General features: G+C 67.4%; 16 protein-coding genes and 1 pseudogene. All 17 read right to left on the bottom strand.

Annotated features, from left to right (window positions below):
- Nucleotides 1-63 precede the first annotated feature (63 nt).
- The 17 genes and pseudogenes from QMA07_RS11610 to murF all read right to left on the bottom strand — a co-directional run bounded on the left by QMA07_RS11610 (nt 64) and on the right by murF (nt 16357).
- A complete protein-coding gene (locus tag QMA07_RS11610) occupies nt 64-1185 on the bottom strand; it encodes a hypothetical protein (RefSeq protein ID WP_290162003.1) in 1122 nt (373 codons plus the stop codon).
- Entirely contained in the window at nt 1172-1756 is a 585-nt protein-coding gene (locus tag QMA07_RS11605) for an RNA polymerase sigma factor (protein ID WP_290162002.1), read from the bottom strand. The genes QMA07_RS11610 and QMA07_RS11605 overlap by 14 nt, the downstream gene beginning before the upstream one ends.
- A 31-nt stretch (nt 1757-1787) precedes the next feature.
- Nucleotides 1788-2388: pseudogene (locus tag QMA07_RS11600) on the bottom strand (GNAT family N-acetyltransferase).
- A 43-nt stretch (nt 2389-2431) separates the two neighbouring features.
- Nucleotides 2432-3352 (bottom strand): RluA family pseudouridine synthase, encoded by a 921-nt coding sequence (locus tag QMA07_RS11595; protein WP_290162001.1) that lies wholly within the window; start codon nt 3350-3352, stop codon nt 2432-2434.
- A gap of 2 nt (nt 3353-3354) precedes the next feature.
- A complete protein-coding gene (gene lspA / locus QMA07_RS11590) occupies nt 3355-4005 on the bottom strand; it encodes a signal peptidase II (RefSeq protein WP_290161999.1) in 651 nt (216 codons plus the stop codon).
- A 9-nt stretch (nt 4006-4014) separates the two neighbouring features.
- Nucleotides 4015-4614 (bottom strand): DivIVA domain-containing protein, encoded by a 600-nt coding sequence (locus QMA07_RS11585; RefSeq protein WP_290161997.1) that lies wholly within the window; start codon nt 4612-4614, stop codon nt 4015-4017.
- Between the two features lie 155 nt (nt 4615-4769).
- Entirely contained in the window at nt 4770-5069 is a 300-nt protein-coding gene (locus QMA07_RS11580; protein WP_042538428.1) for a YggT family protein, read from the bottom strand.
- A 3-nt stretch (nt 5070-5072) separates the two neighbouring features.
- A complete protein-coding gene (gene sepF / locus QMA07_RS11575) occupies nt 5073-5549 on the bottom strand; it encodes a cell division protein SepF (protein ID WP_290161994.1) in 477 nt (158 codons plus the stop codon).
- Nucleotides 5550-5591: 42 nt separating this feature from the next.
- Nucleotides 5592-6296 carry a YggS family pyridoxal phosphate-dependent enzyme gene (locus QMA07_RS11570; RefSeq protein WP_290161993.1) on the bottom strand — a complete coding sequence of 235 codons (705 nt, stop codon included), beginning with the start codon at nt 6294-6296 and terminating at the stop codon, nt 5592-5594.
- Nucleotides 6293-7444 (bottom strand): cell division protein FtsZ, encoded by a 1152-nt coding sequence (ftsZ, locus tag QMA07_RS11565; RefSeq protein ID WP_042538433.1) that lies wholly within the window; start codon nt 7442-7444, stop codon nt 6293-6295. The genes QMA07_RS11570 and ftsZ overlap by 4 nt, the downstream gene beginning before the upstream one ends.
- A 176-nt stretch (nt 7445-7620) precedes the next feature.
- On the bottom strand, nt 7621-8562 hold the full coding sequence (locus tag QMA07_RS11560; protein ID WP_290161990.1) for an FtsQ-type POTRA domain-containing protein: 942 nt from the start codon (nt 8560-8562) through the stop codon (nt 7621-7623).
- A 3-nt stretch (nt 8563-8565) separates the two neighbouring features.
- Nucleotides 8566-9963: a UDP-N-acetylmuramate--L-alanine ligase gene (murC, locus tag QMA07_RS11555; RefSeq protein WP_290161988.1), complete on the bottom strand. Its 1398-nt coding sequence runs from the start codon at nt 9961-9963 to the stop codon at nt 8566-8568.
- Nucleotides 9964-10027: 64 nt separating this feature from the next.
- Complete coding sequence (locus tag QMA07_RS11550; protein ID WP_290161986.1) at nt 10028-11104, bottom strand: UDP-N-acetylglucosamine--N-acetylmuramyl-(pentapeptide) pyrophosphoryl-undecaprenol N-acetylglucosamine transferase; 1077 nt, start codon at nt 11102-11104, stop codon at nt 10028-10030.
- The gene (gene ftsW / locus QMA07_RS11545) at nt 11101-12339 is read right to left on the bottom strand and encodes a putative lipid II flippase FtsW (protein WP_290161984.1); all 1239 of its coding nucleotides are present in this window, start codon (nt 12337-12339) and stop codon (nt 11101-11103) included. The genes QMA07_RS11550 and ftsW overlap by 4 nt, the downstream gene beginning before the upstream one ends.
- Nucleotides 12308-13846, bottom strand: a complete 1539-nt coding sequence (gene murD / locus QMA07_RS11540) for a UDP-N-acetylmuramoyl-L-alanine--D-glutamate ligase (protein ID WP_290161982.1) — start codon at nt 13844-13846, stop codon at nt 12308-12310. The genes ftsW and murD overlap by 32 nt, the downstream gene beginning before the upstream one ends.
- Nucleotides 13836-14948 (bottom strand): phospho-N-acetylmuramoyl-pentapeptide-transferase, encoded by a 1113-nt coding sequence (gene mraY, locus QMA07_RS11535; protein ID WP_056377159.1) that lies wholly within the window; start codon nt 14946-14948, stop codon nt 13836-13838. The genes murD and mraY overlap by 11 nt, the downstream gene beginning before the upstream one ends.
- Nucleotides 14945-16357: a UDP-N-acetylmuramoyl-tripeptide--D-alanyl-D-alanine ligase gene (gene murF, locus QMA07_RS11530; protein ID WP_290161978.1), complete on the bottom strand. Its 1413-nt coding sequence runs from the start codon at nt 16355-16357 to the stop codon at nt 14945-14947. Before murF ends, mraY begins: the two co-directional genes overlap by 4 nt.
- Between the last annotated feature and the right edge of the window lie 26 nt (nt 16358-16383).

Here is a 16383-nt window from a genome sequence, read left to right as displayed (position 1 = left end):
AGTCTACTTTCGGCATCCGACATCGAGCGTCGGCGCGACTCCCGTCGCCGCTCGCGACCTCCGTCAGGGAAGCGAATCCACAACGCTCACGGTGAACACGTGCCGCTCGTCGGCCATGGTGGCGGGGATCAGCGCCGAGGCGATGTCTAGTGTCGCCGTCTTCTCACGCACGAGACCCGTGGTCGTGTCGATCGTGACGGTTCGTCTCTGGACGGCGCTCTCGCCGGAGAGCGCCTCGGTCGCCGCCGAGAAGCGCAGGGTCGCCAGGTCCCCGACCGTGGAGACGATCTCAGAGCCGGGGAGCATGCTGAGAGCCTCGTACATCGTTGCGCGCTGCGTGCTCGAGCCCAGGTTGTACGACAACAGATCGATGAGGACCCATCCGACCTTGTAGTCCTGATCGCCGGTGCTGACTCCCTGATTCTCTCGGATCCACTCGATGAGCCCCTCCGGATTCGTCGGCATCGCCGCGAAGAACGCCCCGAGATCGTAGCCCTCGGGCGTGCCCCAGGGCGCCGACGGCCCCGCTGCGAGATAGGGCCCGCTGCTCGACGACATCGATTCCTGATGCGCCTGGGCCAGTCCCGCGGCGTCAGGCCCGAAGAGATCGGTCACGGTCGAGGGTTGTTCCGTCGCATAGAGCCACTGCTCCGACAGGTCGGCCGGGGCGTACTCGTTCCAGGATGACGTCACGCGCCACGCGTTCTGGGCGTTCGATCGGTCTGCCTGATACTGACCGCCTTCCGGATCGGGCTGGTCGTAGACGACGTACTCCGACTGCGTGTGCAGCCGCAGATACTGTCCTGGCGCCAGCGTCAGTCCCGTGAATGCTCGGGCCGCGGTCGCAGCGGCGCCGAACGCCTGTGCGGACGTCATCGGAGCCTGTGTCGGCGTCTCGGGCCTGGGCGACTGCAGAGGCTGCCCGGGCTCACGCGTCGGGACGGCTTCGATCGTGGGCGTCGTCTGAGCGGTGATTCCGCTGACGGTCACCACGCCGACGATGACCGCGGCAACGACTCCCATCATCGAGCCGACAAGGACCCATCTCGGCCTGGCGGTGCGCATGGCCGGCGCCCTCGTGTCGGCCGCGATCTCGCTCATGAGTCGAGCGCGAGCCGCGTCGACATGCGCCTCTGCACCGTCGAGATCCGGCTTGGTCTGCTGAACCCTCTCAAACACGTCCACGGACTTCTCCTTGCTGCTGCTTCTCGAATGCCTGGATCCTTCGCGCGGGATCCAATCGCTTGCGAACGCGATTCAGTCGTGACCGCACGGTGCCCACCGGCACCCCGAGTGCCTCTGCGATGTCTTCGTAGCTCAAGCCCTGCCAGGCGTACAACAGGAGCGTCTCGCGGTCCTTCGTAGCGAGCGCCGCGATCCTCTCTCTGAGAGCGCGCACTTCGCGCTCGGCATCCACGCGTCGCATGGCGTCGTCGAGTCCGCCGAGCGACGCGACGTTCTGACCGACCGCCGCGGCGAATGAACGCCACTGCCTCGCCTCGACCGCCCGGTGCCGCCGGATCAGCCGTGAGGCGATTCCGAGCAGCCACGGTGCAGCAGACTCCTTGTTCAGATCGAAGTCGGCCCTGCGGCGGAAGGCGACGAGGAAGGTCTCACTGAGCACGTCCTCGGCGTCGTCGGAACCGACGCGGTACGCCGCGAATGCGTTGACCGCGCGTGCATGTCGGTCGAACAGCTCGGCGAATGCCTCCGGCCGACCCAGCGACCGCCGGATGATCTCACTGTCTGTGCTCACACTATGTATTGCCCCTGAGGCGCGGTCCGGTTCACGCTTTCTTCGACCGTCTGTGCGATTCCCGCAGATCGAGGCGCATCAGCACCCGAGGAAACCCGTCAAGGGTGGAACCGGTGTCGGCGGCCTTCTCGAACCCCGCGTTCTCGAACAGTCGCCTGGTGCCGACATACGCCATCGTCGGATTCACCTTCTCGCCGCGACTGTCGACCGGGTACCCCTCGATCGCCGGCGCCCCACGCTCCTCGGCGTACGCGACAGCACCGTCGATCAGTGCATGCGAGATGCCCTGCTTCCGATAGCCGGGGCGGACGCGGATGCACCACAGCGACCAGACCTCGAGGTCGTCGATGTGCGGAATCAGCCGATTGCGCGCGAAGCTCGTCGCGCTGCGGGGGTGCACCGCGGCCCAGCCCACGGGCTCTTCGTCGAGATAGGCGATGACTCCGGGGGGGCGGGTCCTGATGGCAGAGCTCGCGCACGCGGTCGGCACGCTGCGTGCCCCGCAGTGCGTTGTTCTCCTTACTGCCTATCCGGTAGCTCAGACAGAAGCACACGTTCGACGTCGGCTTCTTCGGACCGACGAGGGTCGCCACGTCATCGAACTCGGTCGCCGGTCGCACCTCGATGCTCATGCGCTCAGTCTCGCCCAGGGCGCCGACATCCGCCGATGCCGACTCACTCGCCGCGCAGGATCTCCAGTGCATGCTCGAAATCTGCGGGGTAGGGCGACTCGAACTGCACCCAGCCGCCCGTCGTCGGGTGCGAGAACGCGAGCTTGTGGGCGTGCAGCCATTGGCGGGTCAGGCCGAGCCGCGCCGACAGCGTCGGATCAGCGCCGTAGAGAGGGTCACCCGCACACGGGTGCCGGAGTGCCGCCATGTGCACGCGGATCTGGTGCGTGCGCCCGGTCTCGAGGTGGATCTCGAGCAGCGATGCTCCCGGAAAAGCCTCGAGCGTCTCGTAGTGGGTCACCGACGGCTTGCCATCAGGCACCACGGCGAATTTCCAGGAGTGATTCGGATGCCGGCCGATCGGCGCGTCGATCGTTCCCGTCAGCGGGTCAGGATGGCCCTGGACGACGGCGTGATAGATCTTCTCGACCGTCCGCTCTTTGAACGCGTGCTTCAACCTCGTGTACGCGACCTCGCTCTTGGCCACCACCATGAGTCCGCTGGTGCCGACGTCCAGACGGTGCACGACCCCCTGGCGCTCCGGAGCCCCACTGGTGGACACCCGGAACCCCGCCGCGGCGAGAGCGCCGACGACAGTCGGCCCCTCCCATCCCAGAGAGGGGTGCGCAGCGACGCCGGTGGGCTTGTCGATCACGACGATGTCGTCGTCGTCGTAGACGATTCCGAGTTCGGGAACCGCGATCGGGATGATCCGCGGCTCCTCTTTCGGCTGCCACTCCACCTCGAGCCACGCTCCACCGTGCAGGCGGTCGGACTTGTCGAGGGTGACTCCGTCGAGGCGCACGCCTCCGGCGGAGGCGACATCGGCGGCGAAGGTGCGCGAGAAGCCCATCAACTTCGCCAGCGCCGCGTCGACGCGAGACCCCTCCAATCCGTCAGGAACCGGGAGGGAACGGAACTCCACGCTCAGCGTCCGTCCGACGCCGAGGCTGGCGCATCGGGAGATGCTCCGTCCCGGCGGGACACGTCGGAGCGAGTATCCGCACCGGCCGATTCGGCCAAGGCGGCAGCCTCGGCTTCCTCGTCCGTCTCGACCGGAGCATGGTCTCGCTCGCGTGTGCCGTCGAACCGAAGCCCGAGCACGACGAGCAGTGCCACGGAGATCATTCCGCTGACGATGAAGATGTCGGCGACGTTGAAGATCGCCGGCATCATCCACGGCATCGAGATCATGTCGACCACATGTCCCATGGGGAAGCCGGGATCGCGGAAGAGCCGATCGGTCAGGTTGCCGAGGACTCCTCCGAGCAGGCAGCCGAGGACCACGGCCCAGAGGCGCGACTGGAGCCCGAAGGCCTTCCACACGATCACACCGGCGACGACCGCGAGAGCGATGGTGAAGATCCATGTGACATCGGATCCGAGCGAGAACGCCGCACCGGGGTTGCGCACGTAGTACAGCTGAAGGAACTCACCCAGCACCGGGACGGGCTCCTGCAGCGGCAGGTTCTCGGTGGTGAGGTACTTCACAAACTGATCGGCGGCCAGCACGATCGCTGCGAGAATCGCAACGATCGCGCCGGCCGCCGACCGACGAAGGGCAGGGCGTCCTGGCAAAGGGACGACCTACAGTCCGATCGCAGAGACCGGGGTCGAATCCGTCGACGCCGACTTCTCGTCGAGGTCGCGGAGCTGGCCCTCGATGTAGCCGCGCAGCTGCGAGCGGTAGTCGCGCTCGAAGTTGCGGAGCTCGGTGATGCGAGCCTCGAGCGCATTGCGCTCGCGCTCGAGACGTGCCGACTCTTCGCGCTGCTTGGCCTCGGCCTCGGTGCGGATGCGGTTGACTTCGCCTTCGGCTTCGGCGATGAGCTGAGCGCGCTTGGCCTCACCCTCGGCGACGTGCTCGTCGTGCAGGCGCTGCGCGAGCTCGATGATGCCGGCGGTCGCGGTGGCGGAACCCGACGGAGCGGGCTCAGCGGGCGCCTGGGCCGGAGCCTCTTCGACGACCGCAGCGGGTGCCTCTGCAGCGGCTGCGGGAGCGGCCGGCGCGTCGCCGGACTCGTACGCGGCCAGCTTGGCCTTGAGTTCGACGTTCTCTTCGAGGGCCTTGCGCCACTCGATGACGATCTCGTCGAGGAAGTCGTCGACCTCGTCCGGGTCGAAGCCGTCCTTGAAGCGGACGTGCTGGAACTGCTTGGTGACGACGTCATCCGGGGTAAGTGCCATGGTGGCTCCTTCGATGAGTTCGGTTGCCAGTTTTGGAGAATGGCGTGGTCGAGATTCGGCGCGAACCCGGGGCGCGCACCTGGGAGCCAAGCATAGTCCCCGAGCCTGTCAGTCGCGACGCCGCGACACCCCAGGGTGTCGAAGTCGCACAGGTCTCAGATGAAGCTTCGGACGATGCTCATCAGGATCAGCACGATCAGGATGGTGATCGAGAACCCGAAATCCAGGGACAGCGAGCCGATTCGCAGGGGTGGGATGATCCGCCGGAAGAACCGGACGGGCGGATCGGTCACCGTGTAGACGAGTTCTGCGGCGACGAGCCCGGCTCCCTTGGGTCGCCACTCACGATTGAACAGCGGGATGTAGCTCAGAATGAGACGCGCGAAGAGCACCAGCAGGTACAGCAGAAGAGCCAGATGTACGATGCTGGCGACGATGGAGACGACGAACCCCACGGTCTACGACTGGTCGAAGCCCGCGGACTCTGCATCCGCGTGCGCGATTCCCCCGTGACCGGAGACCGCGATGTTCTCCGGCGACAGCAGGAAGACCTTCGACGTGACCCGCTCGATGCGGCCGTAGAGGCCGAGCGAAAGACCGGAGGCGAAGTCGATCAGACGGCGAGCGTCTGCATCGCTCATCTGCGACAGGTTGATGATGACCGGCACACCCTCGCGGAAGCTCTCCGCGATGAGCTGAGCATCGCGGTACTGCTTCGGGTGCACGGTGAGGATCTCGTTCACTGCCCCTCCTGCGGGCTGGCGCACGGCGACGGGGCGCCGTAGCGGGGTCACGGGCGCCGGAGCGGGCTCCTCGCGTTCGCGGTCGCGATCACGCTCTCGGTGGGAGCGGGCCGGGGCCGACTCCTCCTCGTAGACCTCTTCCTCATCAGCGAGGCCGAGATACACCATGGTCTTCTTCAGCGGGTTACCCATCGTGTCCTCCGGTTCGAACGTGTCGGGTGGTCTTTTTAGAGGTTAACCCCGGTCGGGGCGGGGTCCCGTGATTGCGGACCCGATCCGCAGGTGTGTCGCGCCCGCATCGATGGCCGCGACGAAGTCCCCGGTCATTCCTGCCGATATCCAGTCGGCGGACGGCTCCACCTCGCGCACGCTCTCGGCGATCCTGCGCAGGCGCGCGAACGCCGACGCGGGCTCCTCGTCGAGGGGTGCGACCGCCATCACGCCGCGCAGGCGCAGCGACGGAAGAGCGAGGATGTGCTCCGCGAGCGACCGGGCGTCGTCGGGCTCGACTCCGCCCCGGCCCGCATCGTCGGTGAGGTTCACCTGCACGAGGACGTTGAGGATGTCGTCGTCCTCTGCGGCCCTGTGCAGGGCGTCAGCCAGCCGGCCGCGGTCGACCGAGTGCACAGCATTCGCACCCCGGCGGATCGCGGACGCCTTGTTCGTCTGCGCCTGTCCGATGAAGTGCCAGCGAAGCTCGAGGTCACCGAGCTCGCCGGTCTTCGACGAGAGCTCCTGCTGACGGTTCTCCCCCACGTCCCGCACGCCGAGCGAATACAGTTCGCGGACGAGCGACGACGGATGGAACTTGGTCACGACGATCCTGGTGATCTCCGCCGGGTCCCTGCCGGCCAGGCGCGCGGCCTCGGCGATCCGTAGATCGATCGCCGAAAGCCGCGCTGCCAGACCGGAGCCGGTCTGGCCCTGCGCCTGAGTCACTTCAGGAATTCGGGGATGTCGATGTCGTCGTCCGCGAAAGCCGGCTCGATGCTCGTCGCCGCGACGCGCTGCTGTGCCTTCTCGGGCGCGGGCGTCTCGGCCGCAGGCTTGCTCTCCTCGTCGTTCGAGAGCGCCACCTCGGGCAGCGTGCTGGCCGCAGCCGGACGCGAGACGACCATAGGGTCGAGACGCAGCGAGGGCTCGCCGCTGTCGAAGCCGGCGGCGATCACAGTGACGCGCACCTCGTCGCCGAGCGTGTCGTCGATGACCGTACCGAAGATGATGTTCGCCTCGGGGTGCGCAGCCTCCTTGACGAGATCGGCTGCATCGTGGATCTCGAAGATCCCGAGGTTCGAGCCACCCTGGATCGAGAGCAGGACTCCATGGGCGCCTTCGATGCTGGCCTCGAGAAGCGGCGACTCGACGGCCAGCTCGGCGGCCTTGATCGCACGATCGGCGCCGCGAGCGGATCCGATTCCCATGAGCGCGGAACCCGCGCCCTGCATGACCGACTTCACGTCGGCGAAGTCGAGGTTGATGAGACCCGGGGTCGTGATGAGGTCGGTGATGCCCTGGACACCCGCGAGGAGCACCTGGTCTGCGGTGGCGAATGCCTCGATCATCGAGATGCCACGATCGCTGATCTCGAGGAGACGGTCGTTCGGCACCACGATGAGGGTGTCGACCTCTTCCTTGAGCTTCACCACGCCGGCTTCCGCCTGGCTCTGACGACGACGACCCTCGAACGAGAACGGCTTGGTGACAACACCGATGGTCAGCGCGCCGATGGACTTCGCGATGCGAGCGACGACGGGGGCTCCACCGGTTCCTGTTCCGCCTCCCTCACCTGCCGTCACGAAGACCATGTCGGCTCCCGTGAGCGCCTGCTCGATCTCCTCGGCGTGGTCCTCGGCGGCGCGACGACCCACTTCGGGGTCGGCACCGGCACCGAGTCCACGGGTGAGCTCACGACCCACGTCGAGCTTGACGTCGGCGTCGCTCATCAGCAGCGCCTGAGCGTCGGTGTTGACGGCGATGAACTCGACTCCGCGGAGACCGAGATCGATCATGCGGTTGACGGCGTTGACGCCGCCACCGCCGACGCCGACGACCTTGATCACGGCGAGGTAGTTCTGGTTCTGGCTCATGGCCGGCCTCCGAATAGTCGAACCTGTCTTAGGGGAGATTCCGCCGGGTTGAACCTTAAACCTCAACTAGAGGTGTAAAGTATTTCCCGGTATTGGTTTCTCTTGTTCGAAGGTAAGCGTCACGCACGCGTGCACTCGCAGCGACACGGGCGTGTCGCCCGTTTGGCGTCGAAACCTCAGCCGACGACCACCGCATGCGGCGAAGTGACGTCGATCGTCGACGCCTCGGGGTTGCTGAGCAGGGTCTTCGTGAGCACTTCGCTCTTCATCGGAGAGTCCTCGGAGCTGCCCCAGACGACCGTCAGCCCACTGCTCAGTGTCAGCGTCACATCGTCGGCCGTCGTCGCACTCACTCCCGTGAGCAGAGCGCGCAGCTCGGCCGGAACAGAACGCACCACCAGGCCCGCGCTCTCGAAGGCCACCGAGTCGGTGCCCCCGTCTATCTCGAGCAGGGGCTGACCTGCCGGCTGGTCGGATGTCGTGGCGAGAGCGACACCCGCGGCGTCCACGAGGGTATATCCGGCGTCCGAGCGGATGACGCCGACCGGCGTGCGCTCGACGATCCGCACCGTGAGGTCGTGGGGCGGCTTCGCCTCGAGCGCATAGGTCTCGATCAGCGGGAATGCCAGCAGAGCGGCTTTCACCTCGCTCGAGTCGACCAGCGCCAACGGAGTGCCCACCTGCTCCGCGAGCGCGGCCTCGACTGCGGCGGCGTCCAGTGTCGTCGCACCCAGAACCGTGATCTTCTCGACGGCGAAGAGCGGACTGTAGGCGGCTGCCGTCGTACCGCCGATCAGGAGCACCACGGCGCCGATCGCGCTCAGCCACACGATGCGACGTCGACGCGACCTCTGCGTGAACCGCCTGATCTCCGCCCGCAGCGCCTTGCGCCGCGCTCTCGCCGCGCGCCAGACGTCACGAGTGGAGGTCGGCCGCACCGCGGCATCCTCAGCCGTGTCCGCGTCGGCCTCGAGCTTCAGCGGGGTGACTCCGCCGGCTGACTGTTCGTCATGGTCGACGTCTCGCGCGCGGCCCCTGGTCTCCGACTTCGCCCGTCGTCGGGGCGCGCCCTCCGCGAGACCCGCGGGAGGCGTGGGGAGCGGAGGCGGACGACGCATCTGCTAGACCTCGGTGGTCCGCAGCGACTCGAGCACCTGCGGGATGATCTGGTACACGTTGCCGCAGCCGAGCGTGACGACGAAGTCGCCGTCGCGGGCCACTGACGCCGTGTAATCGGCCGCCTGCTGCCAGTCGGCCACGAAGTGCACGTGCGAGGGATCGCGGAACGCGCCGCTCACCAGCTCGCCGGTGACGCCGGGAACCGGGTCTTCCCGAGCGCCGTAGACGTCGAGCACGACCGTGTGATCGGCGTACGTCTCGAGCACGTCGGCGAACTCGCGGAACATGTGCTGCGTGCGCGAGTAGGTGTGCGGCTGCTGGATCGCGATGATCCTGCCTGAGCCGGCGATCGATCGCATGGCCTCGAGCGCCGCCCGCACCTCTGTCGGGTGGTGGGAGTAGTCGTCGTAGACCGTGACACCGCGCTCGACACCGTGCTGCTCGAGGCGACGGACAGTGCCGGCGAACCCCTCGACGGCGCGCGCGGACTCGGCCAGGCCGAAGCCGACCGCCAGGAGCACCGTGATGGCCCCGGCCGCGTTGATCGCGTTGTGCACGCCGGGCACGGCGAGCTGCAGGCGCACGCTCTCCGATCCCCGGCTCACCGTGGCCGAGACGGGCCCGTCCGTCACGATGTCGGTCACCCTGACGTCCGCACCCTCCGCCTGCCCGAAAGTGATGACGTGAGGGTGCGAGAGACCTGCGCCCACGCGCAGCGCTCCGGGGTCGTCGCTCGAGATGACGACGGCCTCCGTGGCCGCGTCGGCGAAGCGCACGAACGCATCGTGGAATGCCTCATCGGAGCCGTAGTGGTCGAGGTGATCCGGGTCCACATTCGTGATGAGGGCGACCGCGGTGTCGTAGAGCAGGAACGTGCCGTCGGACTCGTCCGCCTCGATCACGAAGAGCTCGCCCGACCCCGTCGCGCTGGAGACGCCGAGCTGTTCGATTACGCCACCGTTGACGAAGTTCGGGTCGGCGCCGAGCTCTTGGAGCGCGGTCACGATCATGCCGGTCGACGTGGTCTTGCCGTGGGCGCCGGCTACCGAGACGAGTCGCCGCGAGCCGATCAGCCAGTGCAGCGCCTGCGAGCGGTGGATGACGTGCAGCCCGCGCTCCTTGGCGGTGACGAACTCGGGGTTCTCGGGCCAGATCGCGCCCGTGTGGACCACCGTGTCCGCGTCGCCGAGATGGTCGGCATCGTGCCCGACGTGCACGACGGCTCCGGCCGCCTCGAGTGCGCGCAGGTTGTCGCTGTCGGCGCGGTCGCTGCCTGACACGCGGATGCCCGCATCGAGGAACATCTTGGCGAGCCCGCTCATGCCGGATCCGCCGATGCCGATGAAGTGCGCGGAGGAGATCGACTCGGGGATCGGGAGGGTGAGGTCAGGTCTGATCATGTCGGGTTCAGTCTACTTTTCGGTGATGACGTTGCAGCGTCGCGGAGCCGTGTCTACGGCGATGTCAGGGAGCACTGAGAGCGCGATCCACCAGGGCGATGAGGTTCTCTGTGCCGCTGCGGGTGCCGACCTCTCGCGCGGCAGCCTGCATGGCTGCGAGCTGTTGCTGATCCTTCATGACCGGGATCACGAGTCGGCGCATCGCATCGCCGTCGAAGGTGGCGTCGTCGAGCAGACGCGCAGCACCGGCCGCCACCGCCGATGCCGCGTTCAGCCGCTGCTCGCCGTTGCCCACCGAATACGGCACATACAGTGCCGGGATCCCGAGCGCGCTGATCTCGCTCACTGTGGCGGCGCCCGATCTCGAGACGATGAGGTCGGCGAGGGCGAACGCGAGATCCATCCGGTCGACATATCGGCGCATCGCGTAGCCGGGAACCTCTAGGTCTGCGAGATCGCTGCGCTCGCCCGTGACGTGCAGCAGCTGCCAGCCGGCGGCCAGGACGTCGCCCCAGGAGTCGGCGATGGCCTCGTTCAGCCGCTGGGCCCCCAGCGAGCCGCCGAAGACGAGAAGGACAGGGCGCGCGGGGTCGAGCCCGAAGCTCGCTGCAGCTTCGTCACGCAGAGCTGTGCGGTCGAGCTCGATGACCTCGCGCCGCAGCGGCATGCCCACCACCTCACCGCCTCGCAGAGGTGTCCCGGCGAAGGCGACTCCCGTGGCTGCTGCCCGACGCGCACCCAGCACGTTGGCGAGCCCGGGCTTCGCGTTGGCCTCGTGCACCACGAACGGGACTCTCTCGCGGCCTGCGGCGACGTAGGCCGGAGCAGAGGCGTAGCCTCCGAACCCGACGACGACGTCGACGCCGTGAGCGCGGATGTGATCGCGCACCTGGGCGATCGCTCGACGGAATCTGGCCGGGAACATCGCGGCCTGTCTGTCGGGCCGCCGAGGGAACGGGACCTTGTCGACGATGAGCAGCTCATATCCCCTGGCCGGCACGAGACGGGACTCGAGGCCCTCGGCCGTTCCCAGCACAAGAACGGTCGCCTCACTGTCACGGGCGCGCAGCGCGTCGGCGACGGCGAGCAGGGGGTTGACGTGACCGGCGGTTCCACCGCCGGCGAGAAGGTACGTGGTCACCGTGTGACCTTACCCCGCCCTGCTGAAGCGGCCCGTTCAGGCGAACGGCCCTCGGCGACGGCGATCGTGCGTGCGAAGGAGAGCAGCACTCCGCAGGCGACGAGCACAGCCAGAAGCGCTGTGCCACCCTGCGACATGAAGGGCAGCGGCACACCCATGACGGGGAACAGCCCGATCACGACGCCGATGTTGAAGACCGCCTGCCCGGTGATCCAGACGGTGATGCCACCGGCCGCGACGCGGATGAACGGGTCTGCGGTCTTGCGGATGATGTGGAAGGCGCCGACGGTGAAGAGCGTGAACAGCGCCAGCACGACGATGCAGCCGATCAATCCCAGTTCCTCGCCGACGATGGCGAAGATGAAGTCGTTGCCGGCGGCGGGCAGCCAGCCGTACTTCTCCTGCGAGTTGCCGAGGCCCACTCCGAAGACGCCGCCGGAGGCCATGCCCCAGATCCCGTGGATCGACTGGTAGCAGTCACCCGTGTAGGCAGACATGTCGGAGCATGTCGCGGTGATGCGCCGCATGCGGTCAGGGCTCGTGACGGCGAGTGCGATGACGGCGGCGACCCCGAGCAGCACCGGCAGGATGAACAGCCGGAGCTTCACGCCTGAGAAGAAGAGGCAGCCGAGCAGGATGATGACGAGCACCATGGCGGTGCCGAGGTCCTTGCCCGCCAAGACCGTTCCGATCGCCAGCGCGCCGACGGGCACCACCGGGATGAAGACCTGGTGCCAGGTGCCGAGCATGGTGTGCTTGCGCATCAGTACGAAGCCGATCCACACCGCAAGCGCGAGCTTGAGGAACTCAGACGGCTGCAGGGTGAACCCCGCGACCTTGATCCAGTTGCGGTTTCCGCCGTCCTCGATGCCGAGCGGCGTGAACACGAGCAGCTGCAGCGCGATGGCGCCGAACAGCGCAGGCCACGCCATGCGCTTGAGGAACGCGATCGGAAGCCGCGAGATCAGGAACATCAGCGGCACGCCGAGCACGGCGAAGATCCCCTGCCGCAGAGCGCCGTCCATCGGGTTCTCCCCGTTGGACACGGCGGTCGCACTCGTCGCCGAGAGCACCATCACGAGACCGAAGATGGTCAGCATCAGCGCGGCCGACGCGATCATCAGGAATTCGGTCGACACCGGGGTGAACCGGCGTCCGAGCGACACCCTGGCGGCGAGGCCTCCAGAGCCGGTGCTGCCAGAGTCAGAGCGGTGGGGGCGTTCGACCTGCGTCATCGCCGCTCCCCCGGTCTATCCAGTCCCGCACCGCTTCGGCGAAGCGGTGCCCTCGATCCGCATAGCTGGAGAACTGATCGAAGGAGGCCGCCGCGGGGGCCAGCAGAACTGTTCCCTCGTCTTCGACGATCCCCGCGGCGATCTCCACCACGCGATTCATGACCTGACCAGTCTCGCCAGCATCCACCTCGAACACCGGAACCTGCGGCGCGTGTCGCTCGAATGCCGCGACGACGGCTGCGCGCTCCACTCCGATGATCACGGCCGCACGGGCGGTCGTACCGACCGTCGCGACCAGATCACCGATGTCGACGCCCTTGAGATCGCCGCCGACGACCCACACCGCGCCGGGGTAGGCGCGAAGCGATGAAGCGGCCGCATGAGGGTTGGTCGCCTTGGAGTCATCCACCCAGGTGATGCCACCGTGTCGGGCGATGATCTGGATCCGATGCTCGTCGAGCCGGAAGGACTGCAGCGCGGAGTGGATGGCCTCGGGCTCGACGCCCAGCGAGCGGGCGAGAGCACTCGCCGCCAGGATGTTCTGCACGATGTGCGGCGCGGCGAGGCCGGCCTTCTGAAGGTCCGCGACGGTCGTGAGCTCGAGGGCGCTGCGTGCACGGTCGTCCAGGAACGCGCGATCGACGAGCAGCCCCTCCACGACACCGATGTCGCTGGGACCGGGGATGCCGAGATCGAAGCCGATCGCGCGCGCCCCCTCGACGACCTCGGCCTCCTCGACCATGGTCCTCGTCGCCTCGTCGGCTTTGTTGTAGACGCAGGCGACACGGGTGTTGCGGTAGACGAGGGCCTTCGCGTCGCGGTACGCGCGCGCGCTCCCGTGCCACACCAGATGGTCGTCGGCGAGGTTCAGGCACACAGAGGCATGCGGATACAGCTCGCCCTCGGCCCGGGACAGCCCGAGATACCAGAGCTGATGGCTCGACAGCTCGACGACGAGCGCATCGAAGCCCGCCGGGTCGCGCACCGCATCGAGGACCGGCACCCCGATGTTTCCGCAGGGTGCTGCGCGCAGTCCGCCTTCGACCAGAAGGGAAGCGGTGAGCTGAGTCGTGGTGGTCTTGCCGTTGGTGCCGGTGATGAGCACCCAGTCGGCGGGAGAGCCATCCGGGCGAGGCACTTTGTCACGCACGCGCCACGCGAGCTCGACGTCGCCCCAGAGCGCGATACCGGACTCCTGCGTCCAGCGGATCACGGGGTGCGAGGGAGCGAAACCCGGAGAGGCGATGACGACCTCCGGCGCGAACTCCGTCAGTGTCTCGGGAACCCGGTCGAGAGGCCCGAGCTCGAGCCTGGCGCCGATCACCGGCAGGAGCTTGGCATACTCCTCGTCCGCGGATTCCGACAGGACCAGCACATCCGCACCGAGTTCGGTGAGCGTGTCGGCCACCGAGAACCCGGTCATGGAGAGTCCGAGAACGGCCACGCGCAGATCCGACCAGTCGGAGCTCCAGCTCGTGAGCGTCGCGAGCCTCGCCTCAGTCGACACGTGTCAGCCACTCCACGTAGAAGAGACCGACCGCCGAGATCGCGAGGAGACCCGCGATGATCCACATGCGGACCACGATCGTCACCTCCGACCACCCACGCATCTCGAGATGATGATGGAAGGGGCTCATCAGGAACAGCCGCTTGCCACGGGTGATCTTGAAGTAGGCGCGCTGGAGGATCACAGACCCGGAGGCGAGGACGAAGACGCCGGCGATCACGAGAAGCAGCAGTTCGGTGCGGGTGAGGATCGCCATGGCGGTGATGACGCCGCCGATCGCCATGGATCCGACATCGCCCATGAAGACCTTGGCCTTGGGGGCGTTCCACCAGAGGAAACCGATCAGACTCGCGGCGAACGACGCGGCGATGATCGCCAGGCTGAACGGATCGCGCACTTCGTAGCATCCGCCCAGTGCGGCCGTCTCCACTCCCTCTCCCACGCACGACTGCTTGAACTGCCAGAAGGCGATCAGGCTGTAGGCGCCGACGACGATGACTCCGGCGCCTGCGGCGAGACCGTCGAGACCGTCCGTGAGGTTGACGCTGTTCGACGTCGCGACGCCGATGACGGAGATCCAGAGCAGGTACAGCGCCCAGCCGAGGATCGCCGTGAAGGCGAAGAGGTTGAGCCAGGGGATGTCGCGGAACAGCGAGATCGACCCGGATGCCGGAGTCTGATCGAACGCGTTCGGGAAGTTCAGGGCGACGATGCCGAACGGGATGATCACGACGAGCTGGCCGATGATCTTGCGCCAGCCCGAGAGACCGAGGCTGCGCTGGCTGCGCACCTTCATGTAGTCGTCGATGAAGCCGACGGCTCCGAAGCCCACCATCAGCCAGATGACGAGAAGCGCGGACAGCGCGGGGGTGCCGCCACCGACGTACGTGCCGGTGAAGTAGCCGACCATGGTGCCGACGATGAAGATCACGCCACCCATGGTGGGTGTTCCGCGCTTCGCCTCGTGGTTCGGGTTCTCGATCGCCTCGGGCGTGCGGATGACCTGCCCCCAGCCCCACTTGCGGAAGAGCCGGAGGAAGACGGGAGTCAGGAAGAGGGTGAAGGCGAGCGAGATGGCAGCCGCCATGATGAGAGATCTCACGAGAACAATTCTCCCAGACGATCGCCGAGGTGCCGGAGGCCCACGGAATTGGAGGACTTCACGAGCACGCGGTCGCCGTCGCGGAGTTCGGTGCGCAGGTAGTCGAACGCTGCGTCCTGGTCGGGGAAGAAGATGGCCTCACTGTCCCAGGAGCCTTCGCCGATGGCCGAGATGTAGAGCCGGCGGGCCTCAGGACCCACGACGACGATCCGCTGGATGTTCAGCCGCACGGCCAGCAGCCCGATCCGGTCGTGCTCCTCACCGGCGGTCTCACCGAGCTCGCTCATGGCGCCGAGCACCGCGACCGTCCGCTCCTCCGGGCCGGTGATCTGCGCCAGAGTGCGCAGCGCCGCAGCCATGGAGTCGGGGCTGGCGTTGTAGGCGTCGTTGATGATGCGCACCCGGTCGCTGCCCATAGGCTGCATGCGCCAGCGCTCCGCGATCTCGACCGTCTCGAGACGCGCGATGGCGTCGGCCGCCGACACGCCGAGCACCGTCGAGGCGGCGATGGCCGCCAGCGCGTTGCCGACGTGGTGCGCGCCGAGCACCTGCAGGCGCAGGGGCAGTGCCTCCCCCATCGCTTCGACGATGCATGAGGTGCCGGACGCGGTGACCTCGAGATCGTGGGCCTGCACGTCTGCCGTGGCACCCTGGCCGAAGCTGACGACCTGCATCCCCCGCGACTCGGCGAGATCGCCCATCGCCGCCACACGGGAGTCGTCGATGTTGAGCACAGCTGTGCCTGAGGGCCGCGCAGCGGCCACCAGCTCGGATTTGGCCTTGGCCGTCGCCTCGATGCCGCCGAAGCCGCCGGCGTGAGCCATTCCGACCATCAGCACCACCGCGACGTCCGGCTCGACGAGTCCGGCGAGGCGGGCGATGCTCCCCGGCGCGTCCGCGCCGAACTCGCTGACCAGGAAACGCGTGTCGTACGTGACGCGCAGCATGGTGACCGGTGCGCCCACCTCGTTGTTGTACGAGTTGATGGGTGCGACGGTCTCGCCCTCGTCGGCGAGGATGCGGGCGAGGAAGTTCTTCGTCGTCGTCTTGCCGTTCGACCCGGTGATTCCGACGATCTTGAGCTCTCCCGCTGCGCGCACGCGCACGACGACCTCGCGAGCGAGGTCGGCGAGAGCGACGATGACGTCGGTCACGACGATCTGGGCGATCTCCTCATCGACCACGTGCTCGACGATCGCGAGCGCGGCGCCGGCAGCCAGCGCCGACCCGACGAATCGATGCCCGTCGGTCTCCGCTCCGGGCTTCGCGACGAAGACGGATCCGGGCGCCATGTTGCGTGAGTCGGTGTCGACGACACCGTCGATGACGGTGTCTGCGGTCGAAGAACCGGCGAGGCGGAGATCACCCCCGACGACGGCGGCGATCTCGGCAAGCGACAGGGCGATCATGACGTCTCCAGGCGCGGCAGGGCGCC

It is taken from the genome of Microbacterium sp. APC 3901 (assembly GCF_030407765.1).
Lineage (GTDB): Bacteria > Actinomycetota > Actinomycetes > Actinomycetales > Microbacteriaceae > Microbacterium.
Note: the sequence above shows the minus strand (reverse complement) of the source record. Positions and strands in the feature narration are given on the sequence as shown.